At 66.4% G+C, this 23,345-nt stretch carries 19 protein-coding genes; 9 read left to right on the top strand and 10 right to left on the bottom strand.

Going from position 1 to position 23,345, the window contains the following annotated elements; translation table 11 throughout:
• The first annotated feature begins 3 nt into the window (after positions 1 to 3).
• The 3 genes from L284_RS27315 to L284_RS27325 all read left to right on the top strand — a co-directional run bounded on the left by L284_RS27315 (position 4) and on the right by L284_RS27325 (position 2,796).
• On the top strand, positions 4 to 909 hold the full coding sequence (locus tag L284_RS27315) for a LysR family transcriptional regulator (RefSeq protein ID WP_021232451.1): 906 nt from the start codon (positions 4 to 6) through the stop codon (positions 907 to 909).
• 329 nt (positions 910 to 1,238) lie between these two features.
• Positions 1,239 to 2,159 carry a LysR family transcriptional regulator gene (locus L284_RS27320; protein WP_031341411.1) on the top strand — a complete coding sequence of 307 codons (921 nt, stop codon included), beginning with the start codon at positions 1,239 to 1,241 and terminating at the stop codon, positions 2,157 to 2,159.
• Positions 2,160 to 2,262: 103 nt separating this feature from the next.
• The gene (locus L284_RS27325) at positions 2,263 to 2,796 is read left to right on the top strand and encodes a phosphoribosyltransferase (protein ID WP_021232453.1); all 534 of its coding nucleotides are present in this window, start codon (positions 2,263 to 2,265) and stop codon (positions 2,794 to 2,796) included.
• Positions 2,797 to 2,967: 171 nt separating this feature from the next.
• Here L284_RS27325 and L284_RS0123660 read toward each other — a convergent pair whose 3' ends face one another.
• Complete coding sequence (locus L284_RS0123660; protein WP_031341412.1) at positions 2,968 to 3,501, bottom strand: DUF4269 domain-containing protein; 534 nt, start codon at positions 3,499 to 3,501, stop codon at positions 2,968 to 2,970.
• On the bottom strand, positions 3,498 to 4,514 hold the full coding sequence (locus tag L284_RS27330) for an adenosine deaminase (RefSeq protein ID WP_021232455.1): 1,017 nt from the start codon (positions 4,512 to 4,514) through the stop codon (positions 3,498 to 3,500). The genes L284_RS0123660 and L284_RS27330 overlap by 4 nt, the downstream gene beginning before the upstream one ends.
• A 631-nt stretch (positions 4,515 to 5,145) precedes the next feature.
• Here L284_RS27330 and L284_RS27335 point away from each other — a divergent pair.
• From L284_RS27335 to L284_RS27350, 4 genes are all read left to right on the top strand, one after another.
• On the top strand, positions 5,146 to 5,775 hold the full coding sequence (locus tag L284_RS27335) for a L,D-transpeptidase family protein (protein ID WP_021232456.1): 630 nt from the start codon (positions 5,146 to 5,148) through the stop codon (positions 5,773 to 5,775).
• Positions 5,776 to 5,872: 97 nt separating this feature from the next.
• Positions 5,873 to 6,292: a group II truncated hemoglobin gene (locus tag L284_RS27340; protein WP_021232457.1), complete on the top strand. Its 420-nt coding sequence runs from the start codon at positions 5,873 to 5,875 to the stop codon at positions 6,290 to 6,292.
• Positions 6,293 to 6,381: 89 nt separating this feature from the next.
• The gene (gene ligK, locus L284_RS27345; RefSeq protein ID WP_021232458.1) at positions 6,382 to 7,056 is read left to right on the top strand and encodes a 4-carboxy-4-hydroxy-2-oxoadipate aldolase/oxaloacetate decarboxylase; all 675 of its coding nucleotides are present in this window, start codon (positions 6,382 to 6,384) and stop codon (positions 7,054 to 7,056) included.
• The gene (locus L284_RS27350; protein WP_031341414.1) at positions 7,049 to 7,924 is read left to right on the top strand and encodes an amidohydrolase family protein; all 876 of its coding nucleotides are present in this window, start codon (positions 7,049 to 7,051) and stop codon (positions 7,922 to 7,924) included. The genes ligK and L284_RS27350 overlap by 8 nt, the downstream gene beginning before the upstream one ends.
• 193 nt (positions 7,925 to 8,117) lie before the next feature.
• On the opposite strand, the gene fghA is transcribed toward L284_RS27350, so the two are convergent.
• Positions 8,118 to 8,960: an S-formylglutathione hydrolase gene (gene fghA, locus L284_RS27355; RefSeq protein ID WP_021232460.1), complete on the bottom strand. Its 843-nt coding sequence runs from the start codon at positions 8,958 to 8,960 to the stop codon at positions 8,118 to 8,120.
• Positions 8,960 to 10,072 carry an S-(hydroxymethyl)glutathione dehydrogenase/class III alcohol dehydrogenase gene (locus L284_RS27360; protein ID WP_021232461.1) on the bottom strand — a complete coding sequence of 371 codons (1,113 nt, stop codon included), beginning with the start codon at positions 10,070 to 10,072 and terminating at the stop codon, positions 8,960 to 8,962. The genes fghA and L284_RS27360 overlap by 1 nt, the downstream gene beginning before the upstream one ends.
• 95 nt (positions 10,073 to 10,167) lie before the next feature.
• Between L284_RS27360 and L284_RS27365 the strand changes: the two genes are divergently transcribed.
• On the top strand, positions 10,168 to 11,055 hold the full coding sequence (locus L284_RS27365; protein ID WP_021232462.1) for a LysR family transcriptional regulator: 888 nt from the start codon (positions 10,168 to 10,170) through the stop codon (positions 11,053 to 11,055).
• Positions 11,056 to 11,207: 152 nt separating this feature from the next.
• On the opposite strand, the gene mdoH is transcribed toward L284_RS27365, so the two are convergent.
• The 5 genes from mdoH to pobA all read right to left on the bottom strand — a co-directional run bounded on the left by mdoH (position 11,208) and on the right by pobA (position 18,643).
• Positions 11,208 to 13,028, bottom strand: coding sequence for a glucans biosynthesis glucosyltransferase MdoH (gene mdoH, locus L284_RS27370; protein WP_021232463.1), 1,821 nt, complete (start codon positions 13,026 to 13,028; stop codon positions 11,208 to 11,210).
• Positions 13,025 to 14,596 carry a glucan biosynthesis protein gene (locus L284_RS27375; RefSeq protein ID WP_021232464.1) on the bottom strand — a complete coding sequence of 524 codons (1,572 nt, stop codon included), beginning with the start codon at positions 14,594 to 14,596 and terminating at the stop codon, positions 13,025 to 13,027. Before L284_RS27375 ends, mdoH begins: the two co-directional genes overlap by 4 nt.
• 80 nt (positions 14,597 to 14,676) lie before the next feature.
• Positions 14,677 to 15,852, bottom strand: coding sequence for an efflux RND transporter periplasmic adaptor subunit (locus L284_RS27380; protein WP_031341417.1), 1,176 nt, complete (start codon positions 15,850 to 15,852; stop codon positions 14,677 to 14,679).
• Entirely contained in the window at positions 15,845 to 17,020 is a 1,176-nt protein-coding gene (locus L284_RS27385) for a TolC family protein (protein ID WP_235054266.1), read from the bottom strand. The genes L284_RS27380 and L284_RS27385 overlap by 8 nt, the downstream gene beginning before the upstream one ends.
• A 453-nt stretch (positions 17,021 to 17,473) precedes the next feature.
• The gene (pobA, locus tag L284_RS27390; protein WP_021232467.1) at positions 17,474 to 18,643 is read right to left on the bottom strand and encodes a 4-hydroxybenzoate 3-monooxygenase; all 1,170 of its coding nucleotides are present in this window, start codon (positions 18,641 to 18,643) and stop codon (positions 17,474 to 17,476) included.
• Positions 18,644 to 18,797: 154 nt separating this feature from the next.
• Here pobA and L284_RS27395 point away from each other — a divergent pair, with 154 nt between their 5' ends.
• The gene (locus L284_RS27395; RefSeq protein ID WP_021232468.1) at positions 18,798 to 19,661 is read left to right on the top strand and encodes a helix-turn-helix domain-containing protein; all 864 of its coding nucleotides are present in this window, start codon (positions 18,798 to 18,800) and stop codon (positions 19,659 to 19,661) included.
• Between the two features lie 198 nt (positions 19,662 to 19,859).
• On the opposite strand, the gene L284_RS27400 is transcribed toward L284_RS27395, so the two are convergent.
• Positions 19,860 to 23,258: a glycosyl hydrolase gene (locus L284_RS27400; RefSeq protein WP_031341419.1), complete on the bottom strand. Its 3,399-nt coding sequence runs from the start codon at positions 23,256 to 23,258 to the stop codon at positions 19,860 to 19,862.
• Between the last annotated feature and the right edge of the window lie 87 nt (positions 23,259 to 23,345).

A 23,345-nucleotide genomic window follows, 5' to 3' on the forward strand; every position in this document is an offset into this window, starting at 1 on the left:
CCTATGATAAAGCGCGCCCATATCCGTCATTTCCTGGCCGTGGCCGATGGGGGCAGCTTCAAGCAGGCAGCGGCGCGCCTGCATGTCACGCAGCCGACCATCTCCACCAGCATCGCCGAACTGGAGCGCCTGACCGGTTCGGCGCTTTTCGTGCGTGATCGCCGCCATGTGCGGCTCACCGAGGCGGGCGGCGCCTTCCTCTCGATCGCGCGTGACCTCGAAGCCGGATTTCGCCGCGCGGACCAGTTCGGGCGGCCGATCCCCGAGCAATGGCCCGGCCTGAAGCTCGGCGTGATTTCCACGGTCTCCGGGCCGATGTTGGAACTGATCGCAAGAGAATTGGCGCGCAGCTTCGGGATCGAACTCGTCGAAGGCGACGACCGCGATCTTCGCGCCGGACTGGGCAGCGGCAAGCTCCATCTGGCGCTGACCCTGCTGGGCCAGGGCGAGGACGCGGCGGCAGGCGATTTCGCTGCCGACCTGCTGCTGGAAGAGCCTTACGTCCTCGTCATGCCGGGCGAGCATCGCTTCGCAGGCGCCGGACAGGTCGCCCCCCAGGATATTGCCGGAGACATCATGATCGCCCGGCGTGCGTGCGAGGTGCTGCAGCCGACGAGCCGCTTCTTTACCGACGCCGGTGTTCGCCCGCGGTTTGCCTTGCGGAGCGAGAACGAGGACCGCTGCATGCGCATGGTTGCCGCCGGTCTGGGGGTGACGGTGGCGCCGCGATCGCTTGCGCCCCCAGGAACCGCTACGGCGGAGATCCTGGGCTATGGCCTGAGCCGAAGGCTTGGCCTGGTGCGCGGCCCGGCTTTCCCTGTAGAAGCGGCGGAACGACTGGCGGCGACGCTGGAGATCGTCACCGCCAGCCTTCCCTCCCTGGCTTCTCGATCCGGCGGCGCACCCTGACATTCCTGCCGGTGTGCACGCCTGTCGTTCCGATGTTTATTGCCCTCTCGTGTCGCCCTGAACCTCGACCTGTCGCCGGCATGTTGTCCAACGTTGGCGCAAGCGGGGGCGCTCCCGCGTCTGGTGTCCCTTTTTACCCCCGACATGGGAATGCGCCCCCTACCGCCGTGCGTTCACGTTCCGGCAGCTTCCTGGTTGGGAGAGAGCCGCCGCCGGCGCGGTCGCACGCTTCGGTGTTGCCGCATGGGTAAAGCGATGACAGAGTACGATCAAACGCAATGAATATGACGCAGCGTTGCAAAAAACAGAGCACTTAAGAACACACCACCATGCCGGCATTTTCCCGCTTTCTCCGTTATTTCATGGCCGTGGGTCGCCTCGGCTCCATTCGCAAGGCGGCCGACGAACTCAACGTCTCGGCTTCCGCGATCGACCGGCAGATCCTCAATGTGGAGGCCGAACTCGGCCTGCCGCTGTTCGAGCGCCTGCCGACGGGACTGCGGCTTACCGCTGCGGGCGAGATGATGATGGCATCGGGCGCGCAGTGGCAGCGGGGCATGGTCAGTTTGCGCGGCAGGATCGAAGACTTGCGCGGTCTCAAGCGCGGCCATGTCGACATTGCCGTGATCGACGCCCTGGCGACCGGCCATGTTCCGGCCACGCTCCATGCCATGCAGCAGCGCTATCCCGGCATCACCCTAGGCATCAAAGTGCTGGGCAACGATGCCGTGCGCCGTGCGGTGATCGGCGGCGAGGTGGACTGCGGTATCCTGTTCGAGCCGCACTCCTATCGCGACCTTTCGGTAAGAGCCTTCACCGAAGTCGTGCTCGGCTTCGTCACGCCGCCGGATCATGCGATCGCGCAGTTGCGGGACGCACGCTTCTCGGCCTGCGCGGATCAGCCGATGATCATCCCCGCCGAGCCTCTGGCGGTCTATCAGCAGATCGCCGTGCTGGAAGGCGCGACCGGGATCGCGCTGAACCGACGGGCGAGTTCGGACAACATCCAGATGATCACTTCGCTGGTCCAGCACGGTGCGGGCATTGGCGTGCTCACCTCTCTGGACGTGCAGACCGAAGTCCAGCGCGGCACACTGGCTTTTACGCGCATTTCCGATTCGCTGCTGCGGCCGATGACCTTGGCGCTCTGCACCGCCTCGACGCGCGCGCCCTCGCATGCGGCGGCCCTGGTGCTCGGCGAGTTCGAAGACACTTTCGCCCGGCTCGGCTATTGCGCATCAGATACTTAGCGGGCGGAAGGAGGGCCGCGGCGAACGCGCGATTGCAAAATTCGCACGGACGCGGTAACCGGAGCAGCTTCCTCTCCAAACTCCGTACCAGGATCCAGCGCGCATGAGTGAAGCTTCCGAGCCTCAGCTCCACTATCTCGAATACTACGAAGACTTCCTCGCCAAAGTGCGCCAGCTTTCACGGCAGGTGCAGCAAGGGGCGTGGCAACCGGAATTCGTGATCGGCCTGGGACGGGGCGGACTGGTACCGGCGGTCTATATCTCGCACCAACTTTCCCTGCCGATGCTGTCGATCGACCATTCGTCCAAGATCCCCGGTTTCGCAGACGAACTGCTGGCGAAAGTCGCCGCGATGAGCGCCGAAGGCACGCGCATGCTGTTCGTGGACGATATCAACGACACCGGCGGCACGATCGACTACATCCGCAGCCAGCTTTCGCAAGGCGGCTGCGATCACGGGAACCTGCGCTTCGCCGTCGTAATCAACAACAAGAGTTCGAAAGTGGAAGTCGACGTCTGGGCCGATATGATCGACCGCGCCGACGACAAGCGCTGGTTCGTGTTCCCGTGGGAGTCCGTGGGCTCGCGGGACAGCATCGTCGATGAGGCGCTGTCGGTGCCGGAACGATTGGCCTGAAGGTTAAGCGGAACAAGCAGGGTCGTTACCCCTGAACCCGGTGACCGTCCGGGTCACCAGATCCAACGCCGTTGCCGCCCACGGCCGCCTCGGGAGACTTACTGGCTGCGCCGCAGGGAGGGCGCAACAGACAGGTAGCGCGAGGGGCTGACATTCCGAGGGTCTGGGGGATCATCCCCCAGGACTTCCCCTTCTCTTCAAGACCTCCACCAACCCGGTGTCGTTCTTTTCTCCCAGGTCGAGCATCGCCTGGTAGGCATCTCCCTCAAGCCCGAGAACTTCCGCAAAGGCGGGCTCCGTCTTCGCCCCGGCCCGCCGCGCCGCCATGACGGCCTCACGCAAGCCCGCGCCGCCGAGCCGCAGCAGCCGTGCCTCCACCGCGAAGTGCCGCCAGCCGTGCTGCCGCTCCACCGGCAGCGCCTGCCCGAACACCTCGAAGGGGACACCCGCCACCGAGAAGGCCGCGATCACCGGACGGTCTGCCTTCTGCCATTGCCACATCGCGAAATGCGCGAAGTGCCCGAACGCCTCCCACAAGGCCGCCGCGAAGGCTTCGGCATCGGGCGCATGGCAGAGCACGTCGATGTCGCTGCCGGGAACGTCTAGCCCCAGCGGAAATGTCCCGGCGACGTGCGGATCGAAGCGAGCGAGCCGCGTGAGGACACCGCTCGCCTCCAGCGCGGCCCGCCAGTCGGGGCCGGTCAGCGATGCGCCTCCAGGTAGGCGTCCAGGCGGTCGAGATGCTCAGCCACGATCTCGTCCGGCAGGAAAGAGCCGGTGAAGCTGTTGCGCGCGAGTGTGGCCAGCGCATCCCGGTCAAGCCGGCGCGCCATGGCGATTGCCCGGTAGTTGTCCGCGACATAGCCGCCGAAATAAGCCGGATCGTCCGAATTCACGGTGGCCTTGAGGCCATGGGCCAGCATGGCGTCGATGGGGTGGTCGGCCAGGTCGTCCACCACGCAGAGCTTGTGATTGGACAGCGGGCAGACCGTCAGCGTCATTCCCTCGCGCACCAGCCGTTCGATCAGGGCGGGATCTTCGAGTGCGCGGTTGCCGTGGTCGATGCGGTGGACGCCGAGCAGATCGAGCGCCTGATGGACATATTCCGGCGGGCCTTCCTCACCTGCATGGGCGGTGATGCGCAAGCCCTTGTCGCGCGCGGCGGCGAAGACGCGGGCGAACTTCTCCGGCGGATGTCCCACTTCGGAAGAGTCCAGACCCACCGCCTCGATCCGGTCGAGCCAGGGTTCTGCCTCGGCCAGGGTGGCGAAGGCGGCTTCTTCGGAAAGGTGGCGCAGGAACGAGAGGATCAGGCTGCTGGAGATGCCGTGCTCGGCGCGGGCGGCTTCCATCGCGCAGAGCAGGCCCTCGATCACTTCCGAGAACGGCACACCGCGATCGGTGTGGGTCTGGGGATCGAACATGAGTTCCGCGTGGACCACTCCATCGGCAGCCGCGCGCGCGAAATAGGCGGAGGCGAGATCGTGGAAGTCCTGCCGGGTCAGCAGCACGTTGGCGCCGGCGTAGTAGATGTCGAGGAAGTCCTGGAGGTTCGAGAAGTCGTAGGCCGCGCGCACCTCTTCCACGCTGGCGAAGGGGATCGACACGCCGTTGCGCTCGGCAAGCGCGAACATGAGTTCCGGTTCGAGGCTGCCTTCGATGTGGAGGTGGAGTTCGGCCTTGGGCAGGCCGGTGATGAAGGCGTCGAGGTCGGTCATGTCTCCCAAAGTGCAATGCGGCGGCGCTTCGTGCAAGGTTCCGATCGGGGTGCCGGGCTGCGAAGTTTTTCATCGCTCATCGCGTTCGTCTCTTTCGGCGTCCCGGACTTGATCCAGGACCGCTGGCCATGACCAGCCTACATCTCGGCAGGGTGCGCCACTGCACCGACTCGCCTAAAGAACGCCAGCGGTTCCGGATCAAGTGCGGGACGACGGCAGGTGCTCCCCCAGGAATGCCGAGATCGCGCGGACCTGGGCGAAGGACACCCTGCCGTCCGGGTTTTCCCGGCAAGTGCGACGCGCGAAGGCCAACCAGTCGACATCTCCGAAGTTTGGGCCCGCCACCGCGTTGATCGCCCGGCACCGCTCGGCCCCAAGAAGTCATCGCCAGAAGGAGCCCGATGGCTTCTGGCCATGAGCGGCGGGTTGATCGACACGATGGGTCCTGAAACACGTTCAGGATGACGAGCATCTGGGGTGACTGGCGAGGCTCGCCGCCGGGATCCGACATTAACGCCCGCCCCTTAACAGTCCCCATGCGGGACACTGCGCGGACGGCACTGGCCATCGCGGCGACCATGCGCAATGCTGACAGGGTGAAAGCCGCCGAACCGACAGGACACCTCTTCCCGTGAATGCCCGCCTCCTGCTCGCCTCTGGCGTTCTTGCGATTGCCGTGATCGTCGGTGTCTTCGCGCTGTCCTCGTCGAAACCGACCGTCCACCGCGCGGCCACCACCACCCCGGCCAAGACGCCTGTTCCCGCAGCAAAGCCGAAGGCCCCGCCGAAGGACGAACCTTTCGTCATCAAGCGCATCCTGCCGATCGAGGGCGCCATCAAATATGGCGAATGGCACTGGGACGATGCGCAAGTCCCTCCCGGTCCGATCGTCGTGACGGTGGACCTCGACGCGCGTGTGCTCTCGGTGTTCCGGGGCGGCTACGAGATCGGCGCCAGCGCCGTCCTGCTCGGCACCGAGGACAAGCCCACCCCGCTCGGCGTCTTCCCGATCACGCAGAAGGACAAGGACCACGTCTCCAACATCTACACCGGCGCGCCGATGCCCTACATGCAGCGGTTGACCAACGACGGCATCACCCTCCACGGCTCTGACGTGGCGTTGGGCTATGCCAGCCACGGCTGCGTGGGCATGCCGGTGGACTTCGCGGCCAAGGTGTTCGCCGCGACGAAAGTCGGCGACAAGGTCTACATCACGCGCGGCAAGCAGGTGGGCCTGGGGGACGATCTGGCGGGCGGGTAGAGCGCCCCGTCGTCCCGGATCAAGGCCGGGACGACGATCTTCCTATCCTCGCTCATGCTTGCCCTCGCTTCCACAATGCCCGAATGACGCCGCCATCATGACCGAGACCAGCCTCTACGACCGCATCGGCGGCGCGCCGACCATCGACGCCCTCGTCGACAGCTTCTACGCCCGCATGGACCAGTTGGCCGAAGCGCGCACCATCCGCGCCATGCACCCGCAGGATCTCGCCCCGCTGGGACAGGTGCTCAAGGACTACCTCTCCGAGTGGCTCGGCGGACCGGCCTTGTTCTCGCCGGTGCGCGGCCATCCCCGGATGCGCCAGCGTCATATGCGCGTGGCGATCGACTCCGCCGCACGCGACGCCTGGCTGCTCTGCATGCGGGGCGCGCTGGCCGAAACCGTGGCCGACGAAGCGGCGCGCCAGGCCATCGACGAGGCCATGGCCCGTCTGGCCGACTGGATGCGCAACGTGCCGGACGAGCAGCCCGCTGAAAACACGATTAGTCAGAACTAATATCCGGTCAGGGCAATCGCCTTCGCCTTTCCTGCGGTCTCGGGCCTAGAATGACGGCCTGAAGTTCCGATAATGCAGGAGAGCACGTGATGAGTGGTATCGTCGTTCAGAACATCGAGCGGGCCGATCCCGCAGTGATCGACGGCCTCGCCAAGTGCGGCGTCGCAACCGTCCATGAAGCCCAGGGCCGCACCGGCCTTCTTGCCAGCTACATGACCCCGATCTATCGCGGCGCCCGCATCGCCGGTTCGGCCGTGACCATCAGCGCGCCTCCGGGCGACAACTGGATGGTCCACGTCGCCATCGAGCAGCTTCAGGAAGGCGACGTACTGCTCCTCGCCCCGACCAGCCCCTGCGAGGACGGCTATTTCGGCGATCTCCTCGCCACCAGCGCCATCGCGCGCGGTTGCCGGGGCCTGATCATCGACGCCGGCGTGCGCGACGTGCGCGACCTCACCGAGATGGAATTCCCCGTCTGGTCCAAGGCGATCTACGCGCAGGGCACCGTCAAGAACACGCTCGGCTCGGTGAACGTGCCGGTGGTCTGCGCCAATGCCGCCGTGAAACCCGGCGACGTGATCGTGGCCGACGATGACGGCGTAGTCGTCGTCCCCCGCGAAAAGGCGGCCGAAGTGCTCGCCGCCGCACAGGCCCGCGAAGCCAACGAAGGCGAAAAGCGCGAGAAGCTGGCCGCCGGCGTGCTCGGCCTCGACATGTACAAGATGCGCGAGCGCCTCGAAAAGGAAGGCCTCAAGTATGTCTGAGCGGATCACCTCGTGGCACGCGGCCCCGAGCAAGCCGCTCTACACGCCGCCCGCAGGCGCCATTGACGCGCATTGCCACGTCTTTGGGCCGATGGCGCAGTTTGCGTTCAGCGCCAAGGCCAAGTACCTTCCCGAGGATGCCGGGCCGGACAAGCTCTTCGCCCTGCGCGATCGCCTGGGCTTCGCCCGCAACGTGATCGTGCAGGCCAGCTGCCACGGCACCGACAATGCCGCGACGCTGGACGCCATCGCCAAGTCGGACGGAAAGGCGCGCGGCGTGGCCGTGGTCGATCCGGCGATCTCGGACGCAGACCTCGCCAAGCTGCATGAAGGCGGCATTCGCGGCATCCGCTTCAACTTCCTCAAGCGCCTCGTGGACGATGCGCCGAAGGACAAGTTCCTCGAAGTGGCCGGTCGCCTGCCCGAGGGCTGGCATGTCGTGATCTACTTCGAGGCCGACATCCTCGACGAAATGCGCCCCTTCATCGACGCCATCCCGGTGCCCGTCGTCATCGACCATATGGGCCGCCCGGACGTGACCCAGGGACCGGACGGCGTAGACATGACGGCGTTCCGCTCACTGCTCGATTCGCGCGAGGACATCTGGTTCAAGGCCACCTGCCCCGACCGTCTCGACCCCACGAATGATCCGTGGGACAAGTTCGCCGAAGCGGTCGCGCCGCTGGTGGCGGATTATCCGGATCGCGTGCTCTGGGGCACCGACTGGCCGCATCCGAACATGCAGGACAACATCCCGGACGACGGCCACCTCGTCGACATGATCCCCCGCATCGCGCCCACGGCAGAGCTTCAGCAAAAGCTGCTCGTGACCAATCCGATGCGGCTTTACTGGCCGGAAGAGCTTTAAGCTTAAGGGAAAATGCAGGGGCCATCGCCCCTGCACCCCATTACTGTCGAGGTCACGCCCCGACTATCCGTCCCGCGCTCATGGCTGCGTCGGGAGACTTATTGGCTGCGCCGCAAGGAGCGCACTACAGATAGGTAGCGCGCTACGGTGACATTCCGAGGATCCGGGGGATCATCCCCCGGGTCTTCCCTTCTTACTTCAACCTCTCAGCGTGCCAGCCAATATGCTCGGCCATGAAACTGGAGATGAAGTAGTACGAGTGATCGTACCCCTCCTGCATCCGGATCGTCGCGGGCTGCCCAGCCTTGGCGCAGGCCTCCTCCAGTAGATGCGTCTTGAGCTGGCCTTCGAGGAAACCGTCCGCCGTGCCCTGATCCACCAGCAGGTCCGGCAGACGCGCGCCGTCCTCGATCAGGGCGCAGGCGTCGTACTCGCGCCATGCCGCCCTGTCCGCACCGATATAGCCCGTCAGCGCCTTCTCGCCCCAAGGGCAGTTCAATGGCGAGACGATCGGCGCGAAGGCGCTGACCGAGCGGAACCGCGAGGGATCGCGCAAGGCCATCGTCAGCGCGCCGTGGCCTCCCATCGAGTGGCCGGTGATCCCCTGCCGCGCCATGTCGGCGGGGAAGTGCTCGGCGATCACGGCGGGCAGTTCGATCTCCAGATAGGAGCGCATCCGGAAGTTCGCCTTCCACGGTGCCTCGGTGGCATCGACGTAGAAGCCCGCGCCCTTGCCGAAGTCGTAGGCTTCGTCATCCGGCACCTCATCGCCGCGTGGGGAGGTGTCCGGCGCGACGAGGATGACGCCATGCTCGGCGCAGGCGCGGCGGAATTCGCCCTTTTCGGTGACGTTGGCATGGGTGCAGGTGAGGCCCGAGAGGAACCACAGCACCGGCAGCTTCGCGCCCGGCGCCCGATCACCGGCAACGTCGGGCACGAAGACCGAGAAGGTCATCTCGGTACCCGTCTCGGCGGACGCGTGGGTATGGACACCCTGCACGCCCCCGAACGCCTTGTTGGTCGAAACGGTCTCCATCAGAACACGACGACCGAGCGGATCGACTTGCCTTCGTGCATCAGGTCGAAGGCGGTGTTGATCTCTTCCAGGCCCATGACGTGGGTGATCATCGGGTCGATCTCGATCTTGCCGGTCATGTACATGTCGACGATCTTCGGCACGTCGGTGCGGCCCTTGGCGCCGCCGAACGCGGTGCCGCGCCAGTTCCGGCCGGTGACGAGCTGGAACGGGCGCGTCTCGATGGTCTTGCCCGCTTCGGCCACGCCGATAATGATCGAGGTGCCCCAGCCGCGATGGCAGGCTTCCAGCGCGGTGCGCATCACTTCGGTGTTTCCGGTGGCGTCGAAAGTGTAATCCGCGCCGCCATCGGTCATCAGCACGATCTTCGCCACCACATCCTCGCGGCTCATGCCCTTGGTGTTGAGGAACTCCGTCATGCCGAAGCGGCGGCCCCATTCCTCACGGTCCGGGTTGATGTCCACGCCGATGATCTTGTTGGCCCCGGCAAGACGAGCGCCCTGGATCACGTTGAGGCCGATGCCGCCGAGGCCGAAGACCACCACGTTGTCGCCCACCTGCACCTTGGCGGTGTTGATGACCGCGCCGACGCCGGTGGTGACGCCGCAACCGATGTAGCACGAGGACTGGAACGGCGCGTCTTCCCGGATCTTGGCGACGGCGATTTCCGGCAGCACAGTGAAGTTCGAGAACGTGGAGCAGCCCATGTAGTGGTAGATCGGCTGGCCCTTGTAGGAAAAGCGCGTGGTGCCGTCCGGCATCAGGCCCTTGCCCTGCGTCGCGCGGATCGCGGTGCAGAGGTTGGTCTTGCCCGAGAGGCACGACTTACACTGGCGGCATTCCGGGGTGTAGAGCGGGATCACATGGTCGCCCGGCACCACCGAGGTCACGCCCGCGCCCACTTCGCGCACGATGCCTGCGCCTTCGTGACCGAGCACGCTGGGGAAGATGCCCTCGCTGTCGAAACCGTCCAGCGTATAGGCGTCGGTGTGGCAGATGCCGGTCGCCATGATCTCGACCAGGACCTCGCCCGGCTTGGGGCCTTCGAGGTCCAGTTCGACGATTTCGAGCGGCTTCTTGGCCTCGAAGGCGACGGCGGCGCGGGTCTTCATGGGGTATGCTCCTGAAAGTCTGATCGCCTTTGTAGGACTGCGCCTTGCTGTGATAAAGCGGCCAGCGCGAAAAGGATTATCACCGTACGGGGACAATGATGCTGGGCCAGTGGGACGGGATCGAGGAGTTCGTGATCGTGGCGCGCCTGGGCAGCTTCACCCAGGCGGCCGAGGCCTACGGCGCCTCTGTCACGCATATGAGCCGGGCGCTGGCGCGGCTGGAGGCACGCCTGCAAGTGCAGTTGCTCCACCGCACCACCCGCTCGTTGCGACTGACGGAAACGGGGCAGATCTTCCTCGACACCTGCCGCCGCCTGATCGAGGAACGCGACGAGGCCATTGCAGCGATCACTTCGCAGGGCGAGCCACGCGGGCACTTGCGCGTCACCTGCTCCTACGCGCTGGGTGAGAAGTTCGTGGCGCCGCTGGTGCGCGAACTGTCGCAGGCCTATCCGGCGATCTCGGTGACGCTGGACCTCGACAATTCGCTCGTCGACCTGATCGCCGAAGGATACGATCTGGCGATCCGCACCGGGCATCTCGACGATTCCCGACTGGTGGCGACGCGGGTGGCCAGCCGCACGCTGGTCACCCTCGCCTCGCCCGCCTATCTCGACATGCGCGGACGGCCTGCCGACATGGCGGAGCTTTCGCGCCACGAATGCCTGGTCGGCTCGGCGGCGCAGTGGCATTTTCGGGGCGGCAAGACTTTCCGGCCGCAGGGACGCTGGCGCTGCAACAGCGGCAATGCGCTGTTGGAAGCAGCGCTATCCGACATGGGCATCTGCCAGTTGCCGGCGTTCTATCTGGGCGACCACGTTTCCGCCGGACGGCTTGAACCGGTATTGGCCGCGCTTGCACCGGAGGAGGAGCCGATCTGGGCGGTCTACCCGCAGCGGCGGCATCTCTCGCCCAAGGTCAGCGCGCTGGTAGAGCACTTGCGGGCACAGCTTCCGGCGAGGCTGGCAGAGGCGAGTGCTTAAGCGCAATACGTCGTCCAGGACTTGATCCGGGACCGCTGGCAATCCTTTGGGCGCCAGCTTGCAGACATGCGCCCCGCCGAGGTTTGGCGCGGCCAGGCCAGCGGTCCCGGATCAGGCCCGGGACGACGGTATATTCCAGGCCCTCTGCCGGATTATCCGATCACCAGCGGCGGGGTGCCGCCTTCTTCTGCATCGTCGTTGGCATGCTCCACCGGATCGTCGATCGTCGGCGCGGGCACGCGGAAGTAGCCGAGCCGCTCCGCCCGGTCGCCGATCTGCTGGCTCGACGTCAGGCTGATCAGCCAGGGCGAGGCGAGCAGACCCAGAGTCAGGGGCGAGAGCCACAGTGCCGTCACGGGATCGATAAACACGGTCGCCGCGAAAAGCAGGCCGAGCGCGATATGCTCCTTGAGGTCCGGCAGCACCTCGCGCACCGAAATGCGGCGCGCGTCGCGGTCCTGGGTGTTCCAATGGACGGGGATGCCCAGCGCCAGGCCGACCAGCGCCTTGACCTGCATGACCATCGTCACCGGCGCGAGCAGGATCGCCAGCGGCACTTCCAGCGCGACGGAGCGCAGGACGCCGCCGAACCCGCCGAAGCTGCGGCGGCGCTTGCCGTCGGCCAGAACCCAGATCGTGCCCATCGCCTTGGGGCCGAACAGCAGCAGCACGGTGAGCCAGAGCACGCTCGGCGGCGTCACCACGCCCAGCAACTGCCCCCCCTTGCTGGCCGCAGCCTGCGCGATCGAGGTCAGCAGCAGCAGCAGCCAGCCCGGCGAGGTCAGGTAGGCCGAGGCGCCGATCAGCAGGTGCAGGCGGCTTGCCCAGTGCAGGCCCGAGGCGTCGAGCAGGCGCAGATGCTGAAGATTGCCCTGCATCCAGCGCCGATCGCGAATCGCGTGATCGACGATGGTGGGCGGGAATTCCTCGTAGCTGCCGTCGATCATGACCATGTGCACGGCCCAGCCGCGACGGCGGAGCAGCGCGGATTCGAGCATGTCGTGGCTGAGGATGTGCCCCCCGAACGGCGGCTTGCCCGGAAGCTCCGGCAGCCCGCAGGCCTCCGCAAAGGCACGGGTCCGGACGATCGCGTTGTGGCCCCAGAAGTTGGATTCGGCGCCCGACCACCAGAGCAGGCCCGCCGAGGCGATCGGGCCATAGGCATCGCTGGCAAAGCGCATCCAGCGCTGGAACACCGTATGGGCATTGATGATCATCGGCACCGTCTGGAGCAGGCCGATCGAAGGTCGCTCCTCCATGATCGCCGCCATGCCGACGATGGCATCCCCGCTCATCAGCGAATCCGCGTCGAGGATCAGCATGTTCTCGTAAGCGCCGCCGAAGCGCTGGACCCATTCCGCGATATTGCCGGGCTTGCGCGCGATGTTCTTCTCGCGGCGGCGGTAATAGACGTTGATCGGGGCCTCGGCAGCGATCTCCCGCCAGGCCGCTTCCTCGCGCTTGCCGTGGAAGGCGTTCGAATCGCTGAGCACGAAGAAGTCGATCCACTCCGCCGCGCCCGAAGCCGCGATCGAGTTGGTCATCGCGCGCACGCGGCCGAACGTCGCTTCCACGCTCTCGTTGTAGACCGGCATCAGCACGGCGGTGCGGTGGCGCAGCGAGGAAGCGGGGCTGGGTATCGCGGTGAAGCCGGGATGCTTGCCGCTGATCAGCTGGAGGAAGCCGATCGTCGAGGTGACGAAGCCGAACGAGATCCAGCAGAACAGCGGCACGAAGAACAGCAGCAGGATCACGTCGATCACGCCCAGGCCGTCACGCGACAGGGCGAAGCGCACTTCGCTCGACGCGGCGAGACCGATGGTGGCGGTCAGGGCGATCAGCAGCAGGCGCTTGACCAGCATGCCGTGCGGGCTGGTGGCGACCGCGATCGTGCCCGGTGCGATGCCGTCCAGATCCTGGATCGGCATTGCCAGCGGAGCTTCCGCCGGAAGCGGAGCTAGAGCACGGTTCATGGCTGGACTCCCTGAATCACCGTCTCGCTGAGCGCCTGCTCACCACGCTTCAGGTATACCCTGAATTCGGGCGAAGGCACAGCCGATGGCTGCACGTCCAGCGTCACGCGCCAGCGACCTTCCTGCCCGGCCACCGGATAGGCGGCGGAATGCAGCAGGGCCTTGGCCGGGAGGTTCGTTGCCGCCGTCACGCCGCTGTCTCGGCCAAGCCCCTTGAGAGCCGGACCCTCGAAGTCGAACACGAACTTGCGCGCTTCCTGCCCGGTAGGCGTATCGCCCGGCCGCCCGGCCCGGCCCTGCCAGCTGTCGACGCAGCGCGCCGCCGTGCCGGTGGATGGGTCCTGAGAGGTCCAGGTCAGGCGATAGGCGAACTCTCGGCTCTGGCCCGCCTTCGCCGGCTGATCGGAAACCCAGAAGGCGGCGATATTGTCCTGCGTCTCGGCGTCCGTGGGCATGCGATAGAGCATGACCGTGCCCGCGCCCCAGTCGCCCTGCGGCTCGACCCAGAGCGATGGGCGGCGGTCGTAGAAGGCGCCGTCGTCCTGGTAGTGGTCGAAGGCCTGGTCACGCTGAAGCAGGCCGAAGCCCTTCACACGATCCGCCCGAAGCGCATTGGTGCGGTTCACGGCAGGGTTGGAAAGCGGCACCCAGATGCGCTCGCCGCTGCCGGACCAGAGCGCCAGACCGTCGGAATCGTGGATTTCCGGGCGCCAGTCGCCCCGTTTGGCGGAGTCGGACTGGTCGTACCAGAACATGCTGGTGATCGGCGCGGCGCCGAGACGCTCGATATCGCGGCGGAAGAACAGCGCCGCGCGCACGTCCTGCGTGACCCCAACAGCGGCCTTCCGGCAGTCGAAGGCATAGGCGCCCGTTACGCTCGGCCCTTCGAGCAAGGCGTGGATGCGGATATGATCGGCAGCGAGATTCTCGATCCAGAATTCAGTGAAGGCGGGGAATTCTTCCGCCTTGGACAGCGCGGTGTCGATGGCGATGCCCCGCGCCGAAAGCCCATACTGGTCGCGTGAACCGGAAGCACGGAAGTAGGAAGCACCGAGATAGGCCATCCAGTCCGAACGCTGATCGGCGGTCATGACCCGGAAGCCCGCCGGATCGCCCTGCTTGCCGCCCACGAACAGCCCGCGCGCATCGATCAGTTCCCGCGCCGCCCCGTTCTCCACGAGGTGGAGCTTCACGGCATGGGGCGACGTGCCCCGGGTCGTCGGGAACAGGCGGACGTTGCCGCCCAGGGCCTGCGCCTGGCCATATGTCAGACGTCCCGCCGCGTCGAAATCGGCAGCGGCATGCGGCGACGTCGTCGGCGCGGTCCAGGGACGGCCCGCAAGCTCGCGCGCCTGCTGGACCAGCGTGTCCCAGGAAAACGGCCGGGGGGCGGCAAATTTCGGTTGGACGGCCGCCTCTGTCACGCGCGGGAACGCGGCAAGGCCGGCTACAAGAGCCAGAAGGCCTGAAAACTCACGCCGGGCAAGCGATCGCTGCGAGACGGGGAGATCAGCCTCGGCAATCGGCCCCGCTTCCGGGCTGGCGCCCCTCATGTTCGTTCGGTTCATGCGGTCAATACGCATAGACGAAACCAAAGTTTCGTTGCGCCTGAAGGGTCCTTCTATGGGCGGGCGCGATCACAGCGCCGTTAGCGAGAGGGCGGGTTGCGCCATCCGATGATCACTTCGTCACCGGGCTTGAGGTCGTTGGCGAAAACTTCGGTTCGTTTACCGTCGCCTGCGCCCGTCGAGACATAGACGCGGCGCGGCTCCCCGTCCGGCGAAACGAGATAAATCCGTGCCCGGCTGCGATCAGCCGAGTTCTCCGGATCGAAGGTGAGCGCCCCGTCCGGCACCAGCATCACGCCCTTGCGTGCCGGCAGCGCGATCTCGACCGTTGCAGCCATGCCTGGTCGCACCGTTTCGGGCGGGTTCTCCAGAGCAAAAGCCGCCCGGCGCGATCCCGGGGCATCGGCGCGATCCAGCAGGATCCGTGCGAGCGTGGCCTGCTGGACGGTGTCCGGCATGGCATCGAGCCGCACCCGGGCCACGGTGCCGGCGGCAATCTGGGCATTGCCCGCCTTGGCAAGGGGAACCTCGATCTCGAGCGTCTCGTCGCTGGCGGCCAGCGTGAACAGCCGCATTCCGGCGCGGACCCGCTGGCCGGTGCTGATATTGCGATCCACCACGAAGCCGGTGAAAGGTGCGCGCACCACAGCGGCGGCCAGTTTCTCGCTATCGGCCTTGAGGCGGCTGCGCTCCGCCGAAATGCGCGCCTGTGCCGCAGCCACTTCGCGGGTCGCGCGCGCGACCGCGCTGCGGGCGCTCTCCAGTTCGTTGATCGCCGGAACCCGGTGCCCCGAACGCCGCCAGACATCCTCGAACCGACCGAGCTTCGCTGCCGCCTCGTCCCGGGCGGCGCGCGCGGCGGCGAGGTCGGCTTCGGCGGCCGCGACCAGCGAGCGGTCGGCCGCGAGCGTGCTGCGCAGCGGCTCCGCGTCGATGGTGGCGAGCACCTGCCCTTCCTCCACGCGCCCGCCCGCAGGGACGCCTTCCGCAGTGACGGTGCCGTCCAGCGTCGCCGCCAAGGCGACTTCGCCGCTGCCGTGGATCGTCCCCTGCTCAGAGATCAGCGGCACCACGTCGCCGCGCTCGACCAGGGCGGTGTAGTAAGGCGAATCCGTTCCGGTCAGGAACCGGACCAGCAGCATCACCGAAGCGACCGCCGCCAGCGCCAGCAGCGCCACGGTGAGGAAATGCCCCCGCCCCCGCCTTCTGCCGGCGCCCAGAAATGTATCGAGTTCCCCCGATTCGGCGTTAGTCACAGGTCGCTGTCCCCACCGGCGGATCGAGATCGGCGGCGGACCAGCCGAAGCCTTCCTGCTTGTGCAGGCGAATGACCGTCGCCGCACGGTCCGCCTTCAGGCCGACACGCGCTTCCTCGGCCGCCAGCGCCGCCGCTTCAGTCACGTAGAGCGTCGCGAAATCCCCGAAACCGGCCCTGTAGGCCGAACGCGCATCGGTGACGGCCCGCTTGGCCTGGGCCGCCGTCTCGGCCAACGCAGCCTCGCGCTTGTCGAAAGCTGCAAGCGCCACGCGGGTAGAGGCGATTTCCGCGCGCGCGCCCTCTTCCGCCTTGGCCAGCTTCTGCAAGGCGTCCCGCAGAGCCTGCGGCGTGGCCGGGTCTTCAGGCGCACCGATCGCGGCATCCAGTTGCTCCTGCGTCACTTTCTCGTGCGCGAGGCTGGCTTCGAGGCGACTGCGCAAGGCGAGAAGGTCTGCCCGGTGCAAAGAAGCGCCGCGGGCCTCGGACGGCGGCGATGCCGGGGCCGCGAAGGTCGGGATATCGGCCTTGTCTCCCAGCGCCGTGAGCAGGTCGGTGTCGGTCATGCCCGTCAGCGCCGAAAGCCTGCCGCGCGCCTCGTCGTAGCGGGCACGGGTAGCGGCAACATCGGTATCGGCCACGCCCGCCATGCTGTTGCCCAGCCCGCCATCGATCGCCGTGACAAGACCGGCCTGGCGGCGGAACTCGGCGATCACGGCATTGTCGCGGAACTGGTCGAGCCGCTCGGTCCGCAGCATCAGGATCTGCTGGAGGCGGCGCACCTGGACATAGGCCAGCGCCACCTCGGTCGCGCGGTCGGCACGGGCCTGTGCGTAGGCATAGGCCCAGGCCATGCGCGCCGCGTCACGCTCCGGCGCCTCATCCTTGCCGACCAAGGCACGGACTTTGCCCGAGAGCCGGCGCGAGGCGGATGCGTCGGTTTCTTCCTGCTCGCGAAGCCGAGCAGCGCGGCAGGCGAGGTCGTTATCTGCCGCAAGGCCGCGCTCGATAAGATTGGCGAGCAGCGGATCGCCCGCCGCCCTCCACCAGTCGCCGTCCTGCGGAGCTTCCACCGGCGGCGCGATCGTCAGGGCAGCATGGGTCTCGGGCGCCTTGGACGTAGCGCACCCGGCAAGCGCCAGGCTCAGCCCAACGCCGAGCGCCGACACAAAGGGGCCGCGTGCGCGGCGGATGACAACAGGATTTCGCACAAGGGCTGCGATAGCAGCAAAGCGCGCGGAGGCAATCATGCTGCGCATGCGAAGACCCCAAGTTCTTGCCTCGGAGGCGAAAAAGCCGCTCTGCAGCCGTTTAAAGGGACATCCGGTAGCGATCGCCGGCTTTCCGATCCATGTCGCATCGTCCCCTCGCTGCAATTTGCTCGGAGCCGAAACGCATAGGTAAGTGAAGGGTTGTCGAAGGGCGCAGAAAAGAAAAGACGCAGGGGGATCACCCCTGCGTCCCGTTACTATCTGCGATGCGCCCTTCTCTTTAGGGCATGCGCCCGGGGCTGCCTTGGGAGACGTATCGGCTTCGGCGAAAGGAGGCACGGCGGATAGGCGGCGCACGACTTCTGCATTTCGAGGGTACGGGGGATCATCCCCCGGAACTTCCTCTTTTCCTTAGACGGGCAGACCGACGTAATTCTCGGCGATGACCCGCCGCGCATGTTCGCTCGACGCGATGTAGTCGAGTTCCGCAAGCTGCATCCGGCGCTCGAACGGTCCGTCCTCGGGGAAGCGGTGCATGAGCTTCGTCAGCGACCAGCTGAAGCGCTCCGCAGCCCATACGCGGCGCAGGGCCTTGCTCGAATAGGCGGGAATGGCGTCGTTGTCGGCCTTCCTGAAGAAAGCCGTCAGCGCTTCGTGCGCGTAGTGAACGTCGCTGGCGGCAAGGTTGAGGCCCTTGGCGCCGGTCGGCGGGACGATGTGTGCGGCGTCGCCGCAGAGCAGCAGGCTGCCGTGGCGCATCGGTTCGAAGACGAAGGAGCGCAGCGGCGCGATCGACTTCTCGATGGAAGGCCCGCGCGTGATATGCGCGGCGGCGTCGGGACCGAGGCGGATCGAGAGTTCGTCCCAGATGCGGTCGTCGCTCCAGTCTTCCAGCTTCTCGGTCAGCGCCACGTCGATGTAGTAGCGGCTGCGCGTTTGGCTGCGCTGTGAGGCGAGCGCGAAGCCGCGTTCGTGGTGCGCGTAGATCAGTTCGTGGTTGCAGGGCGGCACGTCCGCCAGGATGCCCAGCCAGCCGAAGGGATAGACGCGCTCGAAAGTCTGGCCGACGCTGGCCGGGATCGCCTGACGCGAGGGGCCGTGAAAACCGTCGCACCCGACGATGAAGCGCGCGTCGATGCGGTGCTCGGCGCCGTCCTTTGTATAGGTGATGTAGGGCGCGTTGCTTTCGATGTCGTGAAGAGCGACGTCGGCGGCCTGATAGATCACTTCCAGGTCGCGTTCCTCGCTCGCTTCCATCAGGTCGCGGGTGAGTTCGGTCTGGCCGTAGACCATGACCTGCTTGCCGGTCAGCGCCTTGATGTCGATGCGGATCAGGCGCTCGCCGTCGGCCAGGTTGAAGCCGTCGTGCGGCAGGCCTTCCTGCTTCATGCGGGCATCGAGGCCAAGGCGCTCCATCATCGCCACGGTGCCCTGCTGCAGCACGCCCGCGCGGATGCGCGACAGGACATATTCACCGGTCTGGCGCTCGACGACGACGCAGTCGATACCCTCGGCCCGCAACAGGTGCCCGAGGAGGAGGCCGGCGGGACCGGCACCGATGATGGCTACTTGCTTGCGCATGTTCGCATTCTCCCAATTCCAAAGCTGCGGGCTCGCTCTTCGACCTTCTGGCCGACTTGACCGAGGAGCCTCGCTACGACCCCGGGATTGACAGGCCGCGTGGTCTGACGGAATGCACCGGACGGCCATTCTTCCGGTACTTTCGAGACATGCCATGACACTTGCCCGGCCCGTTCCATCTTATGTCCTCTATGGCGAGGATATTCCCGAAAGCTCTGCGGAATTCGGGCATATCGAGACGATCGCCGCGCGAAGTTCCCTGCACGACTGGGAAATCGCACCGCATCGCCATGTCCGGGGCGTGCAGGTCATGCTGGTATCGAAGGGACAGGTGACGCTCACCATCGACGATACCACCGAGACGCTCGAAGCGCCCTGTCACATCGTGGTCCCGGCCGGCAGCATTCACGGCTTCCGCTTCCAGCCGGAGACCCTGGGCTATGTGCTGATGCTCAGCAGCGGTTTCGCGGAGCGGCGGAGCAGCCCCGGCGATCCGCTGCTCCACGCCGCAACCTACGGCCGCTTCGCAACGACACCGTCGGAGATCCTCGGGCGGATTGAATTTCTCTGCGCCGAAATGCTCGCTGTACCGCAGGACTGGCGGCGACCGAACGCGCTGTTCCTGTCCATGGCAGAGGCGCTGCTGCGTTCGCTGCTGCCGGAGGAACAGGCCGCCGACGAAGGCAGCGGCGACCACCGCATCTCGCACCTGCGCCACCTGGTGGAACTGCACTTTCGCGACCAGTTGCCGGTCGGCTGGTATGCCGAGCGGCTGGGCATGACCGCGCGCACGCTCTCTCGGCTATGCCGTGCGAAGCTGGGCTGCTCGCCGCAGGAACTGCTCCACGCCCGGCTGGCGCTTGAGGCGCAGCGACTGCTCTGCTTCGCGAACGCCAGCGTGGTGCAGGTTTCGAACGAACTGGGCTTTTCGGACCCCTCGTATTTCTCGCGGTTTTACCTGCGGATGACGGGGCATCGGCCGCATCTGGACAAGTCCACGCATGCGCATGGGGAGTGAAGGGGGACGGGAAAAGCAGGGGATCATAGACCCCCTGCACCCCCATAACTGTCGATGACCCGCCCTGCACTATCCCTTGGCGCGCCCCTTGCGTCGGGAGACATAATGGCTGCGCCGCAGGGAGCGCACTGCCGATAGGTCGCGCGCAAGGTCGACATTCCGAGGGCCTGGGGGATCATCCCCCAGGAGTTCCTCTTCTTACTTCTCCAGAACAACCGGCCCGATCAGACCCGAAGGCCGAAGCGGCGCATCCGCCCGATAGGTCGGCATCGCCGTCCAGGTGATTGGCTTGGCACCAGGCTGCGCGTCACCCACCAGGCGATTGACCCAGAGGTTCGCCACCTTCACCTCGATAGTGTTCGCGCCGCTCTTCACGGCCTTGCCGATGTCGACCCGATAAGGCGCGTGCCACGCCGCACCTACCGGCTTGCCGTTCACCGTGACTTCCGCCAGATCGCCCACCTGCCCGAGATCGAGCCAGAGCGACTGCCCGGCCCTCGCGCCCTTGGGCAGAGTGAAGCTGCGTGAATAGGTCGCCTCGCCGGAGAAGTATTTCACGCCCGCATCCGCGTTCCGCTCCAGCGGCGCCAGCTTCGCCATCTCGATCGAAGCGGGAGCGCCTCGGTCGGCCTGGAACCGCACTGTCCAGCCATCGTCGAGCGAAGCCAGCGTCTGCACCGACTTCGCGGGCAGCGTCAGGCTCTGCTTCGTAGTGGCCTTGCGAAACACCACGAAGACCGCATCGCCTTCGACCAGCGAGAGCGGCACGATGGTCTGGCCGTTTTCGATGCGGTAGCTTACCGGCTCGCTGGTTCCGGTTTCGGGGTGCCAGAGTTCCGGCACCTTGCCGGTGACGCGGAAGCGCGCCTCGATGCTCTGCGGGCCTTGCGGGTTGGAGAGGTAGTAGATTTCACCCTGCCCGTCGCGGCGGTGGACGAAGGGAATCTTCGCGCCCTGCTCCGCCCCGGCAAAGGCGAAGTCGGGAGCGACGCCGATGACCTTCAGCGCGCCTTCCACGTCCTTGCCCGCGATCACCCGCCCTTTTCCGACCGCTGCGTCACCGCTGCCCGACCAGAGCTTCGCCACAAGTGCCGACCATTCGCCGGCCTCTCCGTCCGACATGCTGGGCGTAGACACCGGCGCATCGCCGATCACCGTCGCTCCGCCTTCGACGAGCGCCGCCAGCTTCTTCAACGCGCCCAGCGTCATGCGCTGCGAGGAACCGCCAAGATAGATCGCCTTATAGCGCGCGCCGCTGGGTGCCGCGACTTCGTTGCCGTCGTTGGAGAGCAGGCCGGTCAGGGCGTCGTAGCTAAGGAAATCGTATGCGTGCGATACCGGGGCATCGGCCACCGGCTTGTCGCCGTAGAGCCCGGTCAGCGGCGCTTCCTCGCCGTAGAAATAGGCCACGTCCGCCACGTTCCGCCCCGTCTGGAGCAGCAGCGAGGAGCGCGCGATATAGTCCACCCAGGGCTTCGCCATTTCGCCCCAGCTTTCCATCCGATTGAAATACTGGCCGAAGATGAAAAGCGAGAGGCCCGGCTTCTTGTCGTCCACCGGCACATGGACCGAAGTGTGCACCACCGGGCGGTTGACGCCGTTGACGAACTCCATGTCGATGAAGCGCTTGAGATCCTTGGGCGCGAAAGCCCAGGGCGACATCGAGGCGGTCATCGATTCCGCCGCGACAAGGTTCTGCCCATAGAGATGCGCGACCGAGGCCGCGCCCTTCATGTCGGCGATCAGCGTCTGGCGCGGGCCTTCCTCGCGGAAGGTCCACATGGCGGCCATCGGTATGTCCGTGTGGCTGCGCATGGTCATGTCGTCGCCCAGCATCGGGCGCTTGTCTTCCAGCGCCTCGCCATAGACCTTCAGGCCGTTCTCGTGCGCCACCTTGGCAACCGTGCCATAGTGCTCGCTTGCCAGCAAGTCTGCCAGGGTGCGCCGATAGTCGTAGAGGAACTTGTCGGACTCCGCCCTTGTGCCGACCAGTACGCCGGTCAGCGTCGGCAGCCAGGGCCGCGCATCATAGCCGCGCAGGCGCTGGAACTGTTCCAGCATCTTCGGCGTCCAGTTCGCCTCGCCCACCTCGATCGAGTCGGTCAGCAGGGCGCGCACACCGCGCTGGCCGACCATGTCCGGTCCGGCGGCCTCCTTGTATAGGCCGATGTAGTGGTCGAGATAGCGCCGCACCGCATCGCCATCGAACTTGTCCACCTCAAGCCCGGTCGCTTCGGGCGGCGCGGGGTGGTTGGTGGTGCCGAGCAGCGAATAACCCATGCGCAGCACCCGCCAGCGCTGGCCCTCGGGAAGCGCGGGAGCCTGCCAGTCGAGCGTTCCGTCGTCCCCGAGCTTGTCCGTCAGGTCAATCACGCTGGCCGGCGCGATGCCGGTGGCGCCATCCTTCGGCTCCTCCAGCGCATAGTAGTCGCGGCTCATCACGAAGCCGGCCTTGGTTTCGAAGCGATCGACTCTGGCGCCTGTATCAAGCGCGAAAGTGCCGACCACGAGCGGCTTCTTCGCCATCGCTGCGCCAACGCCGTCGAACAAGCCGTTCATGACGATGCCCGGCGCCGGGGAGCCCAGACCGCCATCGGGCTTGCGCGAATTGAGCACCAGCCGGAAATGCGCGGCGGTGACGACGGGGAAGCTGACGGTGGTAGGCACCGCGCCGAGCGTCAGCGGAGCGATCTGCGTCCAGACCTTGCCGTCGGCGCTCGATTCCAGCACGGCGGTGAAGGCGGCACCAGCGAAAGGCACCACGACGCCCGGCACGAAGACCGTTGCAGAGGCGACCCTGGCGGGCTTGGCATATTCGAGCCGCAGGTTGGGGGCCTGGCCATCCTTGCGCGCCAGCGTCACGCCCTCGCCCAGGTCGCCGTCCGACAGTTTGCCAGGGGACAGCACATTGCCAAGTCCATCGACCGCGCGCGCCGGCACGAGGGCGGGCTCTACCTGCTCGGGGAAGGCGAAGACGCCGACTTCGCCGTAATGCGAAGGTCCGGGAGGAGCCGGGTGACCGGAGATCATTTCCTCGATGGACAGCGGCGCGCCGAGCGTCTGGTAGGGCCCGGTCCTGGAGGGCGGGGCAGCCAGCTTCCCGGTCAGGCGCTTCCCGCCAGCTATCGTGGTTTCCGACCAGACCAGCTTCTTCAGCCCGTCCTGCGGCTTTACCCAGGGGCCGCCGGTTTCGGACCAGCCGGGCGAGGCCGCAATGGCCAGTTCCAGCCCCTGCCGGTCGGCCTCACGCGCGGCGAAGCGGAAGGCGTCCTTCCACTCGGGCGTCATGTAGACGAGGCGCTTGTCCACCACCTGCGGCGTCTGGAGGTTGGCGTCGAAGTTCTGGAGGCCGCCGATGCCGACGCGCTTCATCCAGGCCATGTCCTTGGCGATGCCGTCCTTCGAGATATTGCCGTTCATCCAGTGCCACCAGACGCGCGGACGCGCGGAATTGGGCGGATCGCGGAACTGTTCTTCCAGGGGTGCGGCAGAGGCATCCGCCGTCGCAGGAGCAGGCGCCTGCTCCTGCGCGATCGCGGGAACGGCAACGAGTGCGGTGGCGACGCACAGCAGAGTGCGCAGCGTAAGGATCGGCATAGTCCCTCCCGGATCCATGGTGATGGTCTTGTCTTCTTGCACCGGTCACCGAAACCGAAGGGTTTTGGCGGCAGGCGATGCCGGGAG

Source organism: Novosphingobium lindaniclasticum LE124, from assembly GCF_000445125.1.
Taxonomy (GTDB): domain Bacteria; phylum Pseudomonadota; class Alphaproteobacteria; order Sphingomonadales; family Sphingomonadaceae; genus Novosphingobium; species Novosphingobium lindaniclasticum.